This is a genomic window from Campylobacter concisus (assembly GCF_050447505.1).
GTDB lineage: Bacteria > Campylobacterota > Campylobacteria > Campylobacterales > Campylobacteraceae > Campylobacter_A > Campylobacter_A concisus_BP.
On the sequence record NZ_JALMFZ010000001.1, the window covers coordinates 385,278 to 405,733 of the forward strand.

Sequence of the window (20,456 nt, forward strand, 5' to 3'; positions counted from 1 at the left end):
TTCTACTTATGCTTCGTTGGTTTTAAATTTTGCTCGGTCATTACCCACTTGGTAACTCCCGTCACAAAATTTAAAACCGCCTCGTCTAAGCGAAAAATACTTCGCCTAAATTTATTAAATTTTTAACCTTGCTTTACTGCGACTGGACATATTTGTAAAATAAAATTTACCTCTCCTATTTTGTCACGAACTATCCCTTTCACAACTCTTTTACAAATTTTCAAATATAATAAAGCCAAAATTTAAAAGGAAATTTTAGTGCTAACGATAGAAAATTTATATATTTTGGTGGCAGCTCTTGCGCTTGTTTGCGTTATCTTGGTGGCTTTTTTGATAAGTGCAAAGATGCAAAAAACAAAGCAAAGAGAAGTTTTAGAAAATTTACAAGATGAGCTAAAAGATAGCGAGCGGCTAAATATCGAGCAAAGAGCAAAGCTTGAAGCAAATAATGACAAGATAAACGAGCTAGCTAAAAATTTAGACGAGTATAAAATTTCGCTCAAACAAAAAGATGAAAAAGAGGATGAGCTAGAGCGTGAGCTAAGGCGTCTAAACGAGGAGCTTGGCAGCCAGACAAAGATGGCTGAGATGGCAAAAACGCTATCTTTAAATTTACAAAACGAACTTGGCGCAAAAGAGGATGAGCTAAAAAGATCAAGCGAGAGTGAAAACGAGCTAAAACGAGCTATCGTCGCATTAAAAAGCGAGATCGAGGCAAAAGAAAATATCTTAAGATCGCAAGAAGAGAATTTAAAAAAGGTGAAAAACGAGCTAAATTTAGAGTTTGCAAACCTTGCAAATAAGATATTTGAAGAAAAAAGTGCAAATTTCTCAAAAAATAGCAAAGAGTCGCTTGAGCTCTTGCTAACGCCACTTGGCGAGAAGATAACAAGCTTTGAAAAGAGGGTAAATGACGCCCACAGCGACTCGCAAAAGAGCGCAGGAGAGCTTAGTGCGCAGCTAAAAGAGGTGGTCGAGCTTGGCAAAAATATGTCAAAAGAGGCAAACTCGCTAAGTACGGCGCTAAAAGGCAGCAACAAGGTCCTTGGTAACTGGGGCGAGATGCAGCTTGAGCGAACGCTGGAAGCTGCGGGGCTAGAAAAAGGCACGCACTACGCAACGCAAGAGAGTTTTGACGTGAGCGGCAAGAAGCTCATACCTGACTTTGTCATAAATTTCCCAGACGACAAACAGATGATAATAGACAGCAAAGTCTCACTCCATGCCTACGAAAAGGCGGTTGCGGCGGCTGACCCGGCGCAGAGCAAGCTAGCCCTTGGCGAGCACATCGCTTCGATAAAAAAGCACATCGACGAGCTAGCTAAAAAAGACTACTCATCGCTTGTGAAAAGCCCTGATTTTGTGCTGATGTTTGTGCCAGTTGAGCCGGCATTTTTGGAGGCTTTGAAATTTGATCCAAATTTATTTAACTACGGCTATGAGAAAAAAGTGGTGCTAGTCTCGCACACGACGCTCATGCCGCTACTTCGCGTGGTGGCAAATTTATGGCGCATGGAGCATGGCAACAAAGAGGCAAAAGAGATTTTAAAGAGTGCAAACGAAATTTATGAGAAATTTTGCACCGTCGCTGAGAAGCTAAATAGGCTTGGAAACTCGGTGAGATCGATAAATGATAACTTCAATGAGGTCGTTAAAAGCGTGAGCGGTCAAGGTGGGCTTGATAGCAGGCTGGAGAAATTTAAAAAGATCGCTATAAATCCCAAAGATACGCAGGTAAAAGAGCTTGAGGCAATACCTAGAGAGATATCGCTAGCAAATGCCAGCACAAAAGGCGAGCAAGAGTAAATTTAGCTTGAAATTTAGAGTTTTTGCGCTCAAATTTGGTGCAAATAAATAGGTAGATTGGCTAGCTAGATCTGTAAAAACAAGTGGTTCAAAGCGGATTTAAAGCAGGCTAAAAGCACAAGAGCGGCTGATCTAAAGATCATCGCAAATGAAGTAAGCGTACAAAGAGCCTATCTAAAATAAGTGACGCATTAAGCTCAAAAGGAAATTTAGTCTCGATGCTTGAAGGCTTAAACCAAAGCGAGATAGACAAAGGGCTAATAGATAAATTTATAAAAGCAAATGGCGCCCAGTCTAAGAGATAGCTATTTAGGGGAGAGAACCCCTAAATTTATTTAAATTTAGTCATCAAACTCTTGTGAGATAACTGGAGAAAATTCCTCCCAGCGAAGTTTTGTTTTAAAGGTTGGCATCTTGCTTTGAAATGGCTCTTTTTTAAGTGCTGCCATAGCGACGCTATCGCCTTGTGGCTTAGCAGGTGCTTCTACGCTTAAAACAGCTCTTTCAAGCTCGATGAAGTCTTTTAAGATGAGCGCGTAAGAGCGGAAGAAATTTGCATTTTTATGAGCTAAAAGTAGCGAGCCAAACTCATCTACAAATAAATTTAAAGTCTCGCTAAAGAGCTTGTCGCTGATATTTTTTGCGCCGTTAAATTCGTCATTTAAAAACGTCGCCATCGCTAAAAATATAAAGCCAACGTAGTCCTCGCTGTCTTTGCAAAGCTCCTTATCGCGCCTATATGGGCTAAGGTTTAGGCAGTGTATCACCCTAAGTCTAGCAGCTCCATTGTCTCTGCCCTCTTCATAAAATGAGGCGCTTAAAGGGATATTTGTAAAGCCAAAAAGAACTTCATTTTGCTCATTTACAAGCTCTTTAAAGCTAAATTTTTCTAAATTTGCAAATGCCTCTGCGCTTTGCTCGCTCAAAGGATTTTGCGCTAGGTAGCTTAGCTGCTCTCTCCACCTTGCAAATTTCTCATCGCTCGTGTGAAAAAATAGCGGATAAGCTAAAAATTCGTAAAAATATGCCCTTGCTTTTGTGATGTTCTTATCCATTTAATAAATCCTCTCTCATCGCGTTTAGTTGGGCTTGCACCATGATCTTTGCCTTGCAGTCGGCACAGCAGTAAAGAGCTTTTATCTTAGCTCTGTCGTTGCCAAAACGTGGCTGCATGATCGCTGCGATCTTCTCGACCGCCTTTTTAGTCGCAAACTCTTTTCCGCACTCCACGCAGGCAAAGAGCTCATCATGCGCAAGCTCGCTATAAACGAAGCTCTCAGGCTTAAGTGCTAGTTTGCCAACCTCAAGCGAGATGGTGTTTTTCTCAGCGCAGCTTAGCTCGCAGTAGCCACAGGCGGTGCAGACGCTTGGGTTAAATAAAATCGAATTTGTCTTCTTATCAGCCACCAAGGCGCTTACATTACAAGCGCCAACACAGCTAAGGCAGAGCGTGCAAGTTTCAGCGTTTATCTTAACCTCGCCATATCTTATCATCTCGCCGCTTTTTACCACGCCAAGATCGTTCTCACCCACGATAAACTCAAGCCTTTTGGCAAAAATTTCTCTCTTTGGCAGTGCGTATTCGTTGATAGAGTGCTGAGAGCCGTCTATTAGTTTAGCTTTTTTAAGCGCGATTTCAAGCTCAGCCTTGTCTTTTGCGTGGTGTATCGCTTGCTCTTTAAATTTAAGCTCATAAATTTGATTTAAGATGCTAATGGCGTCCTTTTCGCCCTTGCCAAGGCTCTTGCTATATAAAATCACACTCGCGCCACTTTCTTGAAGAAGCGTCAAAAAGTGCGTTTGGCTTAGCAGATGTGGGGCTAGGATGACAAAAGGTAGGACATTTTGCGGTAGGCTCACGTTAAGCTCTTCTAAATTTATCTCTTCAGATACGATGAGAGCGATCTTATCTTTGTAAAGCTTAGCGATAGTTGCAAACGAGCTTTGAGGCATGAGCGTTGAGTCTAGCGAGCCGCTAGGGCAGACGCTGATGCAGTTTCCGCAGTTTGTGCAGTCGATCGCTGAAAAGACGAGGTGCTTTGTCTCGTCCTCTTTTAAGATGGCAACCGTTGGGCAAACCTCGGCACAGCGTCCGCAAATTTCACTCCTGCGCTCGTGATACTGGCAGATTGATGAGTCGTATTGCGTAAAGCTTTTGTATCTAAATTTTGGGCTTTTTGCATTTAAAATTTCAAGCACTTTTTCATCTTTTAGCCCTGAAATTTCGTAGCAGCCGCTTTGCTTTAGCATATAATCCCTTGCGTTTTCAACCAAGAAAAAGTCGCAATCAACCTCAAATTCATCATTTGCTCTAAGCACCAAAACGCTTAGCTCGCCAGCTGCGCCATATATAAATTTAACCTCAAAGTGCGTGAGCTCGATCACTTTGTAGCCATTTTCTTTTAGTAAATTTGCTAGCTCTTCGCGGCCTGAGTTGCTTACTATGACAACATTTTTACCGACCTCTTTTTCGTAATCCACATCCTTTGCCATATCAAAGGTGCTCGCTCTTGCCTCGTAGAGTAAAAGGGTATTTTTGGCTTTTTCTAAGACGTTTGCGGTGGTATTTTTAAGGTAGAAATTTATCTCAGGTGCGATGATGCTTGCTTTTAGCTTTGGAGAGTTTGAGACTAGATAGTCGCCATTTTCGTTGTTGATCTCTATCTGCTCATTTAGCATCAAAGCATCGTCAAAATCGTTATAAAAGCCAAATTCTTTCATTGTTTCTCCTATTATCAAAAACGGGCTTATTCTAATATTAATGGGATTAATAGACTCTGAAATTTATATGCTCTTTTTTTGCTCTAAGTTTTAATTTATAATATTTTTATGTTAAAATCACGCCTTGGTAAAACTAACTTACTAGGAGTGCAAATTGAACGATTTAAGAAATATCCCACAAGTTGATAAGATCATAAAAAACGAAGCATTTTCGGGGCTTGATACGAGTTTAGTCACTATGCTTGCAAGGCAAATTTTAGATGAGGTTAGGGCTAAAATTTTAAATGAAAACGCAAGCTTTGAGAGCGAAGAGATAATAAATTTGATCCTAGATGAGTACTATAAATTTAATGAAGCCAGCCTTCAAAGGGTGCTAAATTTAACCGGTGTGACCATACATACAAACCTCGCTAGAAGCGTTATAGATAAAGAAATTTTAAAGCGGGCAACGCCTGTTATCACAGGATACTCAAACCTTGAATACAACCTAAAAACAGGCAGCCGCGGTAACAGATACGACTACGTTGGCTCGCTAATAGCAAGGGCTTTTGGTTTTGAGGACGCCATTGTCGTAAATAACAACGCAAGCGCTGTATTTTTGGTGCTAAACACCTTTGCAAAGGGCAGAGAAGTGGTCGTTAGTAGAGGCGAACTAGTCGAGATCGGCGGTAGTTTTAGAGTGCCAGAGGTGATGGCAAATGCAGGATGTATCTTAAAAGAGGTTGGCACGACAAATAAAACTAGGCTAAAGGACTATGAAGAGGCGATCAGCGAAGAGACGGCGATGCTTGTGAAGGTTCATAGATCAAATTTTGACATTGTTGGCTTTAGCGAAGAGACCACGGCAAATGAGATAAGCGAGCTAGCAAGCAGGCAAAATTTGATAGATTATTTTGATCTTGGCAGTGGATTTTACGGAAATTTGCCATTTAACTTAGACAAAAACGAGCCAGATCTAAAAAATTTAAAAGATGTTTCGCTAGTTAGTTTTAGTGGTGACAAGCTGCTTGGTGCGGTGCAGTGTGGCATAATTGTCGGCAAAAAAGAGCTCATCGCAAAGCTTAGGAAAAACCAGCTTTTAAGGATGCTTCGCGTCGATAAAGTGATCATCTCGCTTTTGGCTGAGAGCATGAAAGCCTATCTAAACAAAGAATTTGAGCTAATAACAACGCAAAAATTACTTCACAAAAGCGTAAAAGAGCTTGAAAGCTTGGCAAATTTTATAAATAAAAATTTAAAAAATCCGCTTGAAATAGTGCGCACTTCTACCTTTGTAGGAGGTGGGGCGATGCCAAATAAAAAGATCCCAAGCGTGGCTTTGGCATTTGGTGGCGACGCAAATTTAAACGAGCTAAAATTTAGGCAAAAAAAGGTGATCGGGCGCATAGAAAATGACAAATTTATGCTTGATCTTAGATCGCTTCTTGATGAGGACGCAGAGACGCTAATAAAAATAATAAATGAAACGGAAGAAAAATGAGTTTAATAATAGGAACAGCAGGGCATATCGACCACGGAAAAACCGCGCTTATAAAGGAGCTAAACGGCTTTGAAGGGGATAATCTTGAAGAGGAGAAAAAGCGTGGCATAACGATCGATCTAAGCTTTTCAAATTTAAGCAAAAATGATGAAAATATCGCATTTATCGACGTGCCTGGACATGAAAATCTCATAAAAACGATGATAAGTGGCGCGTATGGCTTTGATGCGTGCTTGTTTGTGGTGGCGGCAAATGACGGGCTTATGCCACAAAGCTTGGAGCACCTTGAAATTTTAAATCTCCTTGGCGTGAAATCTATAATCGTGGCACTTACAAAGTGCGATTTGGTTGATGAGGCCACCATAAATTTAAGAAAAAAAGAGATAAGAGATGAAATTTCTAAATTTAAAAACCTGCAAATTTTAGAAATTTTTGCCGTTAGCATAAAGGATAAGGCGAGCATCGATGAGCTTAGAAACTATCTCTTTACGCTAAGAGCTAAAAAGCGCGATGAGGAGGGCGTTTTTAGATACTATATCGATAGGGTTTTTAGCCTAAAAGGTATCGGAAATGTCGTAACTGGCACTGTGATAGAGGGAAGCGTTAATAAAAATGAGAAGCTTTTTAACTACGACGCTGGCAAAGAGGTGCTAGTAAGAAGCGTGCAAAGCCACGATAAATTCGTTGATAGCGCTGGAGTTAGCAGCCGCGTGGCGCTTAATCTAACTGGCATAGAGCTTAGCGAGCTAAAAAAGGGTCAGCTACTTAGCAAAAAGGGCTTTTTTAGGGGATTTAGAGAGGTTGATGCGGTCGTAACTGCTAAGAATTTGATACATTCACAAAGCATGACATTTTGCGTGGGCGCTAAAAACGTCCCTGCAAAGGTGCTAATACTGAGCCAAAAAGATGATAGCTACTTTGTGAGCTTTAAATTTCAAAGCGATATGTTTTTGAAATTTGACGAGGCCTTTGTGCTCATCTCAGATGCGCGCGTGATAGGCGGTGGTAGAGTGCTAAACCCTGTGCTTGAGCCACTAAAAAAGGCTGGCAAAATTCTCTTTTTAGCCTCGCTTTTAAAGCATGATTTTGTAGAAGCCTTTTCTATACTTAAAGAGGCTCACAAAAATGGCTTTGGCATCATCTCTTCTTATCAAAGATTTGGTCTAAATCACGAAGAAGCCGTAAGTGTAGCTAAAAAAGTCTCAAATGTTTTTGTCGATGAAAAGGCTTTAAATATCTATGATCTAAGCGCGGTTGAGCGGATAAAATCAGCCATTAAATTTATGATAGAAAAGAATGAATTTGCTGTATTTTCAGCTCAAAGTATCAGCTTAAAACTTGCTTGGGCTAGCCAAAATTTAGCCCAAAAAGCACTTGATGAGCTTGAAAGTATAAACTTAATCTCTAAAAATGATGGCGTCTATACAAAAAAAGGCGTTGATCTTAGCAAACTAAAAGTTAGGCTAGAAGAGAAAATTTATGAAATTTTAGAAAGTGGCAAGCTAGCCCCAACTGCACCATATAATATATATGATGAGTTAGAGATCGATAGGGTTAGTGGCGACAATGCCCTTAAAAAGCTAACCGCAATGGGCAGGGTCATAAGGCTAGAGCATAACCTTTTCATTACTAGAAATTCACTAAAAATGGCACTTGATAAACTAAGAGAGATCATAAAAAATCAAGGCTTTGTAAATGTCACAAACGCTAAGGATGCGCTAAATTTAAGTAGAAAATATGTAATCGCCTACCTCGAGCAGCTCGATCTTGAGAGTGACATAATGAAGCAAGGAAATGATAGGGTTTTTCGCAGTTAGTATTCATTTACAAAAAGCAAATATAATCCGCCAAATTTTTAAAAAGGATAAAAATGAAAAAAGTGATCTTAGCCTCAATCATCGCGGCAACTAGCCTAATGGCAGCAAGCGATAAACAAATAGAGGACTTCTACTCTCAAATGGTTGATAGTAGCGTAAAAGTAAAGGTAGCTGATCGTCACAAAGTGGCAGGCGACATCGAAGCTGTCGTGGTAAAACTAAGCAAAGATGGCAACTCACAAGATGAGATTGTTTTTACAAAAGGTGACTTCATCTTCCCAGACGTGATCGATCTAAAAGAGCAAAAATCATACCTAGCTGAAGTAAAAAAAGAGGTCATCGCAAAGGGAATTTCTAAAATTTATAAAGATGAAGACAAGGCAAACATCATCGTTCTTGGTAGCGACCCTAAAAAGCCAACTATCATAATGTTTTCAGACCCAGAGTGCCCATACTGCAGAGCTGAGCTAGCAAAGATCGAGACAACGCTAAAAGATAGCAACGTAGAGATCGTCCTAACTCCAGTCCATGACATCTCATCACTTCAAAAAAGCTCACTAATCTACAAAGATGCAAAAGCTGCTAAGAGTGACAGTGATAAGGTTAAAATTTTAAGAAAATACTACGCTGAAGACTACAATGTAGATGATAAGAGCGTTAGCAAAGATGATGTCGCAAAGATCGATAATCTACGCAAAAAATACTTTGCAGCTGGCGTTAGATCAGTGCCATTTATCGTAAATAAAAGCGATCTAAAATAACATTTTCTAGGGAGCTCTCCCTAGAATTTCTACTTCACACAAATTTCATAAATTTAAAGTATATTTAACTATATTTTTAATAAATACTTAACATTCTTAATTAAACTTTTATATTTACTTTGCTTAACTTAGAAATATGCTAAATTTACATAGTTTAACTTTAGGGCGCTAAAATGCCATAAAATAGGCTATTTGCGATATTTTAGAAATTCTAAATATGCAAATTTTACATATCAATGAACCAAATTTCTCAAAAATTTTTGAGGCATAAGGAGAAAAAATGCAAGGATCAAGAAGAGATTTTCTAAAAAAATCTCTAAAAGTCGGTGCTGCCGGCGGAGTACTCGCAGTCTCAGCCGTAGCAAAAGTGACTAGTGATGACTTGGCTCCTGATGACAATGGCGTTGTCGTAGGCAAGTCAAACAAAAAAGAGGTGCTTTATAAAAAAAGCAAAAACTGGGAAACCTACTATAAAATCGCATACTAAGGGAGAAAACCATGAGTGATGCACGTATAGGAAGACGTTCATTTTTAAAGCTAGCCGCACTAGGTGCTGGCACCACAATGGCTTTTGGACAAAATGATACGATAAGACACGCTAGCGCAGAGGAGATAAAAGATCCTTTCCCTGGCTCAAAAAAGGTTAGAACTATTTGTTCTATATGCTCAGCAGGCTGTGGTATCGAGGCTGAGGTACAAGATGGTGTTTGGGTTCGCCAAGATATGGCGATGTTTCACCCGATATCTCAAGGCTCACACTGCTCAAAAGGTATCGATCAGATCGATCTTACACACAGCAAACAACGCATCAAATATCCTATGAAAAAGGTTGATGGCAAATGGCAAAGAATTTCATGGGATCAAGCTGTAAATGAGATCGGCGATAAGATGCTTCAGATCCGCAAAGAAGATGGTCCTGATAGCGTTATATTCTTAGGATCTGCGAAATTTAACAACGAGCAAGCATATTACTTTAGAAAATTTGCTGCGTTTTGGGGCACAAACAGCAACGACCACGTAGCAAGAATTTGACATAGCGCAACAGTCGCCGGTGTGGCGAATACTTGGGGTTATGGCGCGATGACAAACCACTTTGGAGATATGGCTGCAAATTCAAAATGTATATTTATAATAGGTGCAAACCCAGCTGTGGCAAATCCAGTTGGCGGTATGAAGCACACTTTGCAAGCAAAAGATAGAAACAACGCAAAGGTGATCGTAGCTGATCCAAATTTTACAAAATCAGCCGCTCATGCTGATCTATACCTAAGACAAAGATCAGGCACCGACATAGCGCTTGTTTATGGACTTATCCACATCATCTTAAAAAATGGCTGGGAAGATAAAGAATTTATAAAAAATAGAACTTACGGCATCGACGAGATAGCAAAAGAGGCTGAGCACTGGACACCAGAGGTCACATCTGACGTTACAGGCGTGCCAGTTGATAAGCTTATAGAGGCTGCAAATATCCTAGCTCATACAAAACCAGGCACTGTGGTCTGGGCACTTGGCATCACTCAGCACTCAGTTGGTAGCTCAAATACGAGAATTTTACCTATCCTTCAATTAATTCTAGGCAACATGGGCAAACCAGGTGGCGGCTGTAACATCATCCGTGGTCACGACAACGTTCAAGGCTCAACCGATATGTGTAACCTCTCAGATAGCTTGCCGATGTATTACGGACTAACTGACGCGGCTTGGAAGTACTACTGCCAAGGCTGGGGTGTTGATTATGACGAATTTATCAAACGCTTTGCAGTCTCAACTAAAGAGCCAAAACAAGGCGGCACACCAGTTAAAAACACTGTTTTTGAAGAGTATTACTACCACGATCCTAAAAATCCAGAGGATAGAAACTGGAGAAATGAAAAAGGCTGGTCACTTTCAAAATGGTGGCAAGGCGTCTTAAAAGAGGAAAATACCTTTAGCAGTGGCGCGTTAAGAGTTCTTTGGGTTCAAGGAACTGGCCTTACATCTATGGCGCACCTAGCTAAAATTCAAGAAGCAGCTTCAAAACTAGATATGATCGTAGTTGCTGAGCCATTTGTAAATGAAATTTCTATCCTTTCAGATAGAAAAGATGGCGTTTATATCTTGCCAGTGGCAACTGCCTTTGAAAACGAAGGTCACCTAAACGCTACAAACCGCTCAGGTCAGTGGAGAACAAAAGTCGTTGATCCACTTTATGAGAGCAAGGGCGATCACGAAGTTATGTTTGCATTTGCTAAGAAATTTGGCTTTTATGATGAATACGTAAAAGGCATGAAGATGGCTGTCGTAGATAGAGAGCTAAAACAAGTTAAAGATGACTTTGTATGGCCAGATGATGCGACAAACGAGATAGCAAGGGTTGGAAATTCTATCGGTTATGGCGGCAGAACTGCTGAGATGTTTAGACGTCACCAAGCAAACTGGGATAAATTTGACCCAGATACGCTAATAGGTCTTGGCGGCGAAGTAAAAGGCGAGTACTACGGCAAGCCATGGCCAGCATGGGATGAAAAACACCCTGGCACACCGATACTTTATGATATGAGCAAGCCTTATGCAGAGGGCGGCTCTGGCTTTAGAAACCGCTTTGGACTAGAGCATAACGGCGTTAGTCAGCTAGCTAGCGAAGAGAGCACTCTTGTTGGCTCAGCTATAAAAGGTGGCTATCCACAAATCACAAAAGATAATATAGAAAAAGTCCTAGGCATCACTCTAACTGAAGAAGAGAAAGCTAAGATAGGACCAAGCTGGAGCATGGATTACAGTGGCATCATCTTAGAAAAATGCCGTGAAAAAGGTGTCGTGCCGTATGGTAACGCAAGAGCAAGAGCTATCGTTTGGGAATTCCTTGATCCTATCCCAAAACATAGAGAGCCTATCCACTCACCACGCTGGGATCTTGTCCAAAAGTATCCGACATTTGATGATCAGGCTAGAAATTTCCGTGTTTCTACTAGATTTAAGTCAGAGCAACAAGCAAAAGACTGGTCAAAAGAGTTTCCTATCGTATTTAGTACGCAACGCGTCGTAAATTTAAGTGGTGCGGGAATGATAGAAAGAACTAGTAAATACCTCTCAGCTATCACACCTGAGATGTTTGCTAACGTCCATCCTGAGCTTGCTTTAAAATACGGCATAAAAGATCGCGATATGATGTGGATCCACAGCCCACAAGGCACGAAGATCAAAGTAAGATGCTACCACAGCTATATGGTAACTCCAGATAGAATTTGTATGCCTTACAACTTCGCTGGCGTTATGCAAGGTGTCGATCTCTCAGCTCGCTACCCAGAGGGCACTAAGCCTTATGTTATCGGCGAGAGCTTTAACACAGTTACTAACTACGGATTTGACCCTGTTACTCAAATTTCAGAATTTAACGCAGGTCTTTGCCGTATAGAAAAAGCTGAGGAGAACACCTTTAAAACATCGTTTTATCACGAGTATGGCGAGAGAGACGCCCTAGGTAAAGAGTAAGGAGAGAAAAATGGCAAGAATGAAATTTTTTGTAGATACTAATAGATGTATCAGCTGCTTTGGATGTCAAGTCGCCTGCTCTTCTGCTCATGAGCTTCCAGTAGGAATTTATAGAAGAAAGGTTATCACGCTTCACGATGGCATAGAGGGTAAAGAGGTCTCAACTACTATCGCGTGCCAGCACTGCACCGACGCGCCTTGTGAGCAAGTTTGTCCGGTTGATTGCTTCTACATAAGAGCTGACGGCATCGTGCTTCACGATAAACACAAGTGCATAGGCTGTGGATACTGCTTATATGCTTGTCCATTTGGTGCGCCGCAATTTCCTAAAGATGGGGCATTTGGCGTAAAAGGCGTAATGGATAAATGCACTATGTGTGCAGGCGGTCCAGAGCCAACTAACTCACACGAGGAGAGAGAGCTTTACGGTCAAAACAGAATGGCTGAGGGCAAAGTGCCTATGTGTGCGGCTATCTGCTCTACAAACGCGCTTTTAGTTGGCGACGCTGCTGAGGTTTCAAATGTATATCGCAAACGCGTTATGCTAAGAAATACAGGACTAAACGTATAACACTAAGGAGGGCGCTTGCTCTCCTTTTAAATTTATAAAATTTAAATTATTTTTATGATTTTTATAATCTAAAATTTCATCAATAATTTTCTTTACCTATTAAAATTAGCAAAAATATATAACTTTTTTATCTCGATATGAAATTTTGATCTAACCCTCTAAAGCCCTAAATTTACGTAAAGTTGATTATTAGATTGTAAAAAATATTATTTATGCTTTCAAATTACATTCTTTTATGATAATCGTTTTTATTTTAATCAAAGTAAAGCCTTGGTAATATTTCACTTTAAAATAATCTCACAGGTGGTTTAATTAATGAATAAATTTTTTAAATTTATGCTTATCATGCTACTGCCAGTTTGGCTGATGGCAAAAAATGACGACTACACACAAGTCGCAGCTCAGATAAAAGAGTCATTACAAAAAGTAATAACAGAGTATAGAGCTGGCAACGTCGAGCAAGCAGTTAGCGATACTCAAAATGCTTATTTTGGTCTGTTTGAAGATGTCGAAGCTGGCATCAGAATAAATTTAGGTCAGAAAAAAGCTTACTCTATGGAGAAGCAGTTTGGCGAGATCAGAAAGGCGATAAAAGCTGGCGAAGCACCAGATGATGTGCAAAAAAGAATAGATCAGATAAATAGCGAAATCGCTGAAGTTTTGCCAGTTATTTTAAATGGACATAAGCTTGTTGGTGAGTACTCAGACAGCCCAGCACAAGCTGCTGCAAGTGGCTATGATACTTCTAAATTTATCCCTGAGTGGAAGGTGGCATTTGAAAATTTATCAGCTACTTTGGATAAAGCCATAGCAAGCTACGAGGGCGATAAACAAGATGATGCTAAAAATTCTATCCAAGATGCTAAATTTAATGATTATAGAAACACTCAACTTGAAATCGCCGTTCGCCAATATATAGAAAATGGCAAAAGCATAGATGCCGACATCCAAAGAAAGATGGGTGAAGCGATCAGTGGCATCACAAATGGCATAAGCAAAGATGATTTTAAAACAAAGCTAGAAGAGATCAAAAAGTTAGCTTATGATGCCGTTGCAAAACTCCCAGCTGAAACAGTAAAACTAGCAAAAGTTGATATGAGTAGTGCAGCATCTAGCGATAGCAGCGAAGATAGTGGCACAGACTACACTCAAACTGTTAAAAACATAAATGACAAAATTCAAGCAGCCATCGCGCTTTACAAAGGCGGCAATAGCGCTAAAGCTATGGGCGATATCCAAGACATCTACTTTGATGAGTTTGAAGGTAGCGGCATGGAGAACAAAGTAGGTGCGATAGATGTAAATTTAAAAACAGCTATTGAAGCTACATTTGGTAACCTTGTAGCCCTTATGAAATCAGGTGCAGACGAAAAAACACTTGAAGAGAGTGCAAGCAAGATGTCATCTCAGCTAGCAGCCGCACTTGAGAAAACTAGCGGTTCAAGCTCACCTTGGACACTATTTATCTGGGCACTAACTATCATCTTAAGAGAGGGTTTTGAAGCTCTTATCATCGTTGCAGCCGTCGTTGCATATCTTGTAAAAACTGGCAATGCAAAAGCTATGGGTAAGGTCGTATATAGCTCAGTTAGCGTGGCTGTCATCTTAAGCTTTGTTATGGCTTGGATAATGAACATCATCTTTGGCGAGGCAGCAGGTCAAAAAAGAGAGCTTATGGAAGGCATCACGATGCTTGTTGCTGTGGGACTTCTATTTTACGTTGGCTTTTGGCTTCTTTCAAATGCTGGCGCTAAAAAATGGAACGACTACATCAAATCACATGTATCTGAGTCTATCTCAAGTGGCTCAAGTACAGCACTTTGGTGGACTGTATTTTTAGCGGTATTTAGAGAGGGCGCTGAGACAGTGCTATTTTATCAAGCACTTATCTTTGACGCAAAAGACTCAGCTGGCTACTCAATGATCGCAGCTGGCTTTGTCGTAGGTCTTATCGTTCTTTTGATAGTCTATTTCTTATTTAAAATTTTCGCTGTTAAAATTCCTATTAAACAATTTTTTATATTTACATCAGCGATCATCTTTTATATGTCGATCGTCTTTGTTGGCAAGGGCGTTGGCGAGCTAGTTGAGGGCAAAATTTTCATCCCAACTATCATAAAAGGACTAAATTTCCCTGACTGGATGAGAGACTGGCTAGGACTTATGCCATATTACGAGAGTTTAGTACCTCAAATCATTATGGTGCTTGCCCTAATTATAGGCATCGTTATCATGAAATCAAAACAAAATAAAAACTAATCTTATATAAAGGAGAGGATATGAATAAAATTCTTAGTTCAGCTCTAGCACTTAGCTTAGCAGCTGGTTTTGCACTTGCTGGAGAGCACCCAATCGGCGATCCTGTAGAGGCTAATGGCATGGAGATAGCTGCTGTTTATCTTGAGCCAATCGACATGGAACCAAAAGGCGTTGATCTAGCTCCAAGCTTGGCTGATCTTCACTTAGAAGCTGACATCAAGGCTATAAAAGGCAACAAAAACGGCTTTGGCGAAGGCGAGTGGATCCCATACCTAAAGATCAACTATGAGCTAAAAAACCTTGATAATGGTAAAACTAAAAAAGGTACATTTATGCCAATGGTTGCAAGCGATGGCCCACACTACGGTGCTAACGTAAAAATGGATACAGGTGTTGGTAACTATGAGCTTAAATTCCACATCGACAATCCAGAAAAACAAGGCTTTGGTCGCCACGCTGACAAAGAGACTGGTGTTGGTAAATGGTTTGAGCCTTTCACAACAACTTATAAATTTCAATGGACAGGTGGTCCTGTTAAATAATCACTTTGGGGCGTTCTCGCCCCTTTTTAAAAATTCTCATAGGGTTTAGTTATGTCAATTTACTTCTATCAGGTCTTTTTAGCCCTCCTTGGATTTACGCTTTTTGCTGCCTTAAATAACAATGGCAAAAGTTTAAAAACGATCTTTTTACCATCATTTCTTGGCGTTGTTGCTGGTGTGCTTATCTTTAAAGCTGCTCGTCATGCGCTTGTTGATGACCAGTTTAAAATTTTTATCGATTCAGTGACACTGGTTTTTCTACTAATTAGCATTTTATGGATATTTTTCGAGCTTAAGATAGCAAAAACCGTAACATTTTTTATTTTAGGCATCGGCTTTGGCTTTGGCTATAGCTCAAGTAGCGCTTTGTTCCCACTTTTTGGCGGCGAGCTGCTTGACACGCTTTCAGTTATAAGCTTCTTTTTGATGATCTTTGCGATGATCTTGATACTATTTTTATTTTTCTTCATTTCAAATTTAAAAGCTAGCATACCATCACCAGTAGCTAAAATTTTAGCTCTTATCACATTAGTATTTTTACTAGTTGATAGAAGCTCACAAACTGCACTCGAGCTTTTACGTGCAGGCGCTTTAAAGATAAGTAGCGAGCTAAATTCTCAAATTTTATCTATCAGCGCAAAAGGCATCTATGTCACAGAATTTAGTGCCTATTTTTATATAGTTGTGATCCTACTTTTATGCATCATCGCGCTTTGCTTTATGCCAAAAAGTATCGATAAGAGCACATTTGGCTCTATCAAATACCGCTTTACAAAAGCCATTAGAGAAAATGTCTTTGACAATGCAAAATTTGCATTTTGCAGCGTTTTAATAGCGCTTGGCTTCTCGCTTTATTATGACCTTTACGCATCTCGCCCACCTCAAATTTCAGAGCCACTCTTGGTTGAGCCAGTGGGAGATAAATTTATATTTGATGTTGATATGTTAAAAGATAATGAACTTCACAGATTTGCCTACATCACAGATGAGGGCAAGCAGATAAGATTTTTCTTGCTAAACCGCTTTAGCGACCGCCCATCTCCTGTCATCGTCTTTGACTCGTGCATGATATGCGGTGACATGGGCTACATCAAGAAAGGAAACGACCTTATTTGTATCTCTTGTAATGTTAGAATTTTCTTGCCGTCAGTTGGCAAAGAGGGCGGTTGTAACCCGATCCCTATGGCATTTACCTTTGATGGTAAAAATATCATAGTTGATTACAAAACGATCGTCGCAGGGGCAAACTACTTTAGCAAGGTCGTCGAAAAGATGGTGCTTGATCCTGTAAGCCATAAAAAGGTGAGCAATCTTGATTCAAGATCATATTTATACTACGGACGCACATATTTCTTTGAGAACAACGAAACTCAGGCGAAATTTGAAGCAAATCCAGAAAAATATGTAGAAACAAATGGAACGTTAAAATGAAAAATATGCAACTAAGAATGATAAAAAGCTCGATCACTGGCTCAAAGGTGCAAAAGACGATGGCGTTTATCACTATCTTGCTAGCTGCTCTTTTGATAGCTTGCATGCTAAATATCACGCTAAAAATCGGCGATCAAGTGGCAAGTGAGCTTAGAGGATATGGCTCAAATATCGTCGTTTTACCACGTGGTGAGAGCCTAAGCATCGAGATCGAGGGTAAAAATTTCACCCCACTAAAATCACAAAATTTACTCCCAGAGGCTGATATCTACAAGATAAAAGAGATCTTTTGGAGAAATAACATCGTTGCTTTTGCTCCGTTTTTAGAGACAAAGGTAAAAGACGCTAAGGGCGATGAGTTTAGCTTTGAGGGGACATATTTTGATAAAAATATCGGACTAAAAGACGAGCCAGAATTTAGCACAGGTGTTAAGAGCTTGTATGGATTTTGGGGTGTTGAGGGTGCTTGGCCAAAAGATGAGAGCATGGATGAAATTTTAGTCGGCGATGAGCTTGCAAAGGCTAAAAATTTAAAAGTTGGCGACAAGCTTAGCCTTGTGGGCAAAAACGGCACGAAAGAGGTTAGCGTGGTTGGCATATTAAAAGGAGCAAGCGATGAGGCACATAAGCTAGTAGGCTCGCTAAAACTTGCTGGTGATCTCTCAGGGCATCCTGGCTCATACACAAAAGCTGAGGTCTCAGCTATGACGATCCCAGAAAATGACCTATCGCTAAAAGCAAGAAGAAATTTAGACAACCTTGATAGCGCAGAGTACGACAAATGGTACTGTTCAGCTTATGCAGGATCGATCGCATTTCAGATAGAAGAAAATTTACCAAACGTTAGCGCAAAGGCAAGCCTTCAAGTAAGTGACGCTGAGAGTAATATCGTAAAGAAAATTCAAAGCTTAATGGGTATCGTTAGTATCATCGCTCTTGTGGTCTCAGCCATCGGCATAACATCGCTAATGACAAGTGAAATTTACCGCCGTAAAAAAGAGATCGGCCTTTTAAAAGCCATAGGCGCAAGCAACTTTGAAATTTACGCCCTTTTTGCTAGCGAGAGCCTTGTGGTTGCCTTTTTTGCTGGCATCACTGGAGCATTTTTAGGATACGCGCTAAGCTACGTGATGTCTTACATCATCTTCTCTCACGGCATAGGCATAGCTTGGATAGTGCTGCCAATAAGTGTGGCATTTGCCTTGCTCATCTCAGTCGTTGGCTCGCTAATGCCAATGAGAAACGTCATAAATTTACTACCTGCGGAGGTGCTATATGACCGCAAATAGCAAATTCTTTTACAATCTAATCTACAAAAGCCTAAAAAATGGCTCATCAAGGGTTATGGTTATCGTCATCTCGATCTTGCTTGGAGCATGCGTGTGTGCGGCATTTGTAAATGTCTATCTGGACATCGACTCAAAGGTCTCACGTGAGCTAAAAACTTATGGTGCAAATATGATCTTTGCTCCAAAAGATATGGCGACAAGTGATGATATGAGTGAAAAAACTTATAATGAAATGATCGCTAAAGTGCCAAAAGATAAGCTTCTTGGCGAGAGCGGTTATCTCTTTGCTCAGGCAAATATCGGTCCGACAAATGCCATCGTCATGGGGACAAAATTTAGCAATCTAAAAAAGGTTAAGCCGTTTTTAGATGTTAGAGATGGAACTATGATAAATATCGATTTTGACGATAAAAACGTGCTAATAGGCGTCGATCTTGCTCGTCAAGCTGGCTTTAAAGCAGGTGATGATATAGAAATTCGTGCCATTGGCTCAAATGAGAGCATAAATGTAAAGATAAAAGGCGTAGTGGCAAGTGGCGACAAAGAGGACGCCCTTTTGATCACATCGCTATCTTTGGCTCAGAAAATTTCAAACAAAGCTGGCAAGATAAACTATGCTGAAGCTGTTGTGCTTGGAAATTTTGACGAGATAACATCGCTTGCAAAGACTATTAGCAACGATGAAATAGTCGCAAAACCAGTGGCAAAGGTCTCAAAGTCTGAGGGCTATATCTTAGAAAAGATCAAACTTCTAATGGCGCTTGTGAGCCTTGTCATCTTGCTTATCACTTCAATGTGCGTAAATACAACGCTTAGTGCTATCTTGCTCTCTCGATCACGTGAGATCGCACTTCTTAGAGCCATAGGCGCAAGTAAAAAAGACGTGCTAAGGCTATTTGGCTTTGAAACATTTGTGACGGCGCTCATTTCAGCGTTAGTTGGAGCGTTTTTAGGTTATCTACTAGCTCAAATTTTAGGTTATGCGATATTTGATTCTAGTATTGATTTTAGAATTCTAAGCATTCCAGTAGCTGTGGTCATATCACTTCTTTTTGCAGCGATCGCAGCGTTTTACCCGATTAAGCGGGCACTTAATAACAAAATGGCAGATACACTAAGAGGAGAATGATATGCAAAATGCACTAGAACTTAAAAATATTTGTAAAATTTTTGGCGATGTAAAAGCACTTGATGATATAAGTTTTGAGGTTAAAAAGGGCGAGTGGGTCAGCGTCATGGGACCAAGCGGTAGTGGTAAGAGTACGCTTGTAAATATCCTTTCTCTAATGGATACTCCAAGTAGTGGCGTTTATATGCTTGGCGGCGATGATGCGAGCAACCTAAATGCAGATGATACGCTTAAATTTAGACGTGAAAAGATCGGGCTTGTCTTTCAACAGTTTCACCTAGTGCCATATCTTAGCGCTCTTGAAAACGTGATGATAGCGCAGTATTATCACAGCTCAGTTGATGAAGAAGACGCTAAAAAGGCACTTGAGGCAGTTGGCCTCTCTCACAGGCTAACGCACAGACCAAGTCAGCTAAGTGGTGGCGAGCAACAACGCCTTTGTATCGCGCGCTCGCTCATAAACGACCCTGAAATTTTAATAGCAGATGAGCCAACTGGTAACCTTGACGAGGCAAATGAGAGGATCATACTTGATCTTTTTTGCAAGCTAAGAAAAGAGGGCAAGACGATACTTCTAGTCACGCACAACCCAGATCTAGGCGAGTATGGCGATAAGATCGTCTATCTAAGACACGGCAAACTAGAGAAGATCCGCACTATCGAAAATCCAAAGGTGCCAAATGCGATATAAAATTTTACTTTTATGCCTAGTCTCAGCCCTTATTTTGGGCTGCGTCAAGCAGTATGAGAAGCACCACATCACGCTAAATGACTCAAGTGGCATCGATACGCAGTTTTTCCCAACCGAGAAGCGCCTAAAGATTGGCGATAAGCCATATATGCTCTTTTTCTTTGGCACGGACTGCGGAGTTTGCAAGGCTGCGATCCCTGATCTAAACGCGCTTGAAAAAGAGTATGGCAAAGAGGTTCAGTTTATTGGCATTTTAGGACCTAGCAAGGGCTTTGATAAAGATATCGAAATCTTAAAAGAGCACAATATCACCTTTAAAACTACAAGCGACAAGGTCTCGGTGGATTACTTCAGCAAGGCAGTTGGTGGCGTTATGGGCGTGCCTGTTATCTATTTTTTTGATAAAGATGGTAAGATGCGATCAAAATTTATCGGTCTTACACCAAAAAGTGTGCTTGAAGGTGCTATAAGATCGCTCTTATAGG

16 protein-coding genes and 1 pseudogene are annotated in these 20,456 nt (G+C 40.4%); 15 read left to right on the forward strand and 2 right to left on the reverse strand.

Annotation, left to right across the window (positions count from 1 at the left end; all coding sequences use genetic code 11):
- Positions 1-258: 258 nt before the first annotated feature.
- Positions 259-1,806, forward strand: coding sequence for a DNA recombination protein RmuC (rmuC, locus tag MTT09_RS01890; RefSeq protein WP_429802227.1), 1,548 nt, complete (start codon positions 259-261; stop codon positions 1,804-1,806).
- A 341-nt stretch (positions 1,807-2,147) separates the two neighbouring features.
- Here the strand turns inward: rmuC and MTT09_RS01895 are convergent, their stop codons facing one another.
- Positions 2,148-2,861 (reverse strand): TorD/DmsD family molecular chaperone, encoded by a 714-nt coding sequence (locus tag MTT09_RS01895; protein ID WP_429802229.1) that lies wholly within the window; start codon positions 2,859-2,861, stop codon positions 2,148-2,150.
- Entirely contained in the window at positions 2,854-4,527 is a 1,674-nt protein-coding gene (locus tag MTT09_RS01900; protein WP_429802231.1) for a 4Fe-4S dicluster domain-containing protein, read from the reverse strand. Before MTT09_RS01900 ends, MTT09_RS01895 begins: the two co-directional genes overlap by 8 nt.
- A gap of 154 nt (positions 4,528-4,681) precedes the next feature.
- Between MTT09_RS01900 and selA the strand changes: the two genes are divergently transcribed.
- The 14 genes and pseudogenes from selA to MTT09_RS01970 all read left to right on the forward strand — a co-directional run bounded on the left by selA (position 4,682) and on the right by MTT09_RS01970 (position 20,455).
- Positions 4,682-6,007 (forward strand): L-seryl-tRNA(Sec) selenium transferase, encoded by a 1,326-nt coding sequence (gene selA, locus MTT09_RS01905; RefSeq protein ID WP_429802233.1) that lies wholly within the window; start codon positions 4,682-4,684, stop codon positions 6,005-6,007.
- Positions 6,004-7,824 carry a selenocysteine-specific translation elongation factor gene (gene selB, locus MTT09_RS01910; RefSeq protein ID WP_429802235.1) on the forward strand — a complete coding sequence of 607 codons (1,821 nt, stop codon included), beginning with the start codon at positions 6,004-6,006 and terminating at the stop codon, positions 7,822-7,824. The genes selA and selB overlap by 4 nt, the downstream gene beginning before the upstream one ends.
- A gap of 53 nt (positions 7,825-7,877) precedes the next feature.
- The gene (locus MTT09_RS01915) at positions 7,878-8,585 is read left to right on the forward strand and encodes a thioredoxin domain-containing protein (protein ID WP_103609445.1); all 708 of its coding nucleotides are present in this window, start codon (positions 7,878-7,880) and stop codon (positions 8,583-8,585) included.
- A 280-nt stretch (positions 8,586-8,865) separates the two neighbouring features.
- The gene (locus MTT09_RS01920; protein WP_009294906.1) at positions 8,866-9,072 is read left to right on the forward strand and encodes a twin-arginine translocation signal domain-containing protein; all 207 of its coding nucleotides are present in this window, start codon (positions 8,866-8,868) and stop codon (positions 9,070-9,072) included.
- A gap of 77 nt (positions 9,073-9,149) precedes the next feature.
- Positions 9,150-9,344, forward strand: a pseudogene (locus MTT09_RS01925) (hypothetical protein); the annotation flags it as partial.
- A 48-nt stretch (positions 9,345-9,392) separates the two neighbouring features.
- On the forward strand, positions 9,393-12,059 hold the full coding sequence (locus tag MTT09_RS01930) for a formate dehydrogenase subunit alpha (RefSeq protein ID WP_429803693.1): 2,667 nt from the start codon (positions 9,393-9,395) through the stop codon (positions 12,057-12,059).
- A gap of 10 nt (positions 12,060-12,069) precedes the next feature.
- Positions 12,070-12,630, forward strand: coding sequence for a formate dehydrogenase FDH3 subunit beta (gene fdh3B, locus MTT09_RS01935; RefSeq protein WP_021084543.1), 561 nt, complete (start codon positions 12,070-12,072; stop codon positions 12,628-12,630).
- Between the two features lie 315 nt (positions 12,631-12,945).
- On the forward strand, positions 12,946-14,889 hold the full coding sequence (locus MTT09_RS01940) for an FTR1 family iron permease (RefSeq protein ID WP_429802238.1): 1,944 nt from the start codon (positions 12,946-12,948) through the stop codon (positions 14,887-14,889).
- 20 nt (positions 14,890-14,909) lie between these two features.
- The gene (locus MTT09_RS01945) at positions 14,910-15,431 is read left to right on the forward strand and encodes an iron transporter (RefSeq protein WP_107791070.1); all 522 of its coding nucleotides are present in this window, start codon (positions 14,910-14,912) and stop codon (positions 15,429-15,431) included.
- A 51-nt stretch (positions 15,432-15,482) separates the two neighbouring features.
- Positions 15,483-16,862 (forward strand): Fe-S-containing protein, encoded by a 1,380-nt coding sequence (locus MTT09_RS01950; protein WP_103573724.1) that lies wholly within the window; start codon positions 15,483-15,485, stop codon positions 16,860-16,862.
- Positions 16,859-18,151 carry an ABC transporter permease gene (locus MTT09_RS01955; protein ID WP_149723987.1) on the forward strand — a complete coding sequence of 431 codons (1,293 nt, stop codon included), beginning with the start codon at positions 16,859-16,861 and terminating at the stop codon, positions 18,149-18,151. Before MTT09_RS01950 ends, MTT09_RS01955 begins: the two co-directional genes overlap by 4 nt.
- Positions 18,138-19,280 carry an ABC transporter permease gene (locus MTT09_RS01960; protein WP_429802242.1) on the forward strand — a complete coding sequence of 381 codons (1,143 nt, stop codon included), beginning with the start codon at positions 18,138-18,140 and terminating at the stop codon, positions 19,278-19,280. Before MTT09_RS01955 ends, MTT09_RS01960 begins: the two co-directional genes overlap by 14 nt.
- A 1-nt stretch (position 19,281) precedes the next feature.
- The gene (locus MTT09_RS01965; protein WP_004317741.1) at positions 19,282-19,971 is read left to right on the forward strand and encodes an ABC transporter ATP-binding protein; all 690 of its coding nucleotides are present in this window, start codon (positions 19,282-19,284) and stop codon (positions 19,969-19,971) included.
- Entirely contained in the window at positions 19,961-20,455 is a 495-nt protein-coding gene (locus MTT09_RS01970; protein WP_149705297.1) for a TlpA family protein disulfide reductase, read from the forward strand. Before MTT09_RS01965 ends, MTT09_RS01970 begins: the two co-directional genes overlap by 11 nt.
- The last annotated feature ends 1 nt before the right edge of the window (position 20,456 follow it).

What these genes read in the sequence shown, in the direction of transcription:
- MTT09_RS01895 (WP_429802229.1), bottom strand. Translation starts at nt 2,861, where the DNA reads ATGGATAAGAACATCACAAAAGCAAGGGCATATTTTTACGAATTTTTA.
- MTT09_RS01900 (WP_429802231.1), bottom strand. Translation starts at nt 4,527, where the DNA reads ATGAAAGAATTTGGCTTTTATAACGATTTTGACGATGCTTTGATGCTA.
- selB (WP_429802235.1), top strand. Translation starts at nt 6,004, where the DNA reads ATGAGTTTAATAATAGGAACAGCAGGGCATATCGACCACGGAAAAACC.
- MTT09_RS01915 (WP_103609445.1), top strand. Translation starts at nt 7,878, where the DNA reads ATGAAAAAAGTGATCTTAGCCTCAATCATCGCGGCAACTAGCCTAATG.
- MTT09_RS01920 (WP_009294906.1), top strand. Translation starts at nt 8,866, where the DNA reads ATGCAAGGATCAAGAAGAGATTTTCTAAAAAAATCTCTAAAAGTCGGT.
- fdh3B (WP_021084543.1), top strand. Translation starts at nt 12,070, where the DNA reads ATGGCAAGAATGAAATTTTTTGTAGATACTAATAGATGTATCAGCTGC.
- MTT09_RS01940 (WP_429802238.1), top strand. Translation starts at nt 12,946, where the DNA reads ATGAATAAATTTTTTAAATTTATGCTTATCATGCTACTGCCAGTTTGG.
- MTT09_RS01945 (WP_107791070.1), top strand. Translation starts at nt 14,910, where the DNA reads ATGAATAAAATTCTTAGTTCAGCTCTAGCACTTAGCTTAGCAGCTGGT.
- MTT09_RS01950 (WP_103573724.1), top strand. Translation starts at nt 15,483, where the DNA reads ATGTCAATTTACTTCTATCAGGTCTTTTTAGCCCTCCTTGGATTTACG.
- MTT09_RS01955 (WP_149723987.1), top strand. Translation starts at nt 16,859, where the DNA reads ATGAAAAATATGCAACTAAGAATGATAAAAAGCTCGATCACTGGCTCA.
- MTT09_RS01960 (WP_429802242.1), top strand. Translation starts at nt 18,138, where the DNA reads ATGACCGCAAATAGCAAATTCTTTTACAATCTAATCTACAAAAGCCTA.
- MTT09_RS01965 (WP_004317741.1), top strand. Translation starts at nt 19,282, where the DNA reads ATGCAAAATGCACTAGAACTTAAAAATATTTGTAAAATTTTTGGCGAT.
- MTT09_RS01970 (WP_149705297.1), top strand. Translation starts at nt 19,961, where the DNA reads ATGCGATATAAAATTTTACTTTTATGCCTAGTCTCAGCCCTTATTTTG.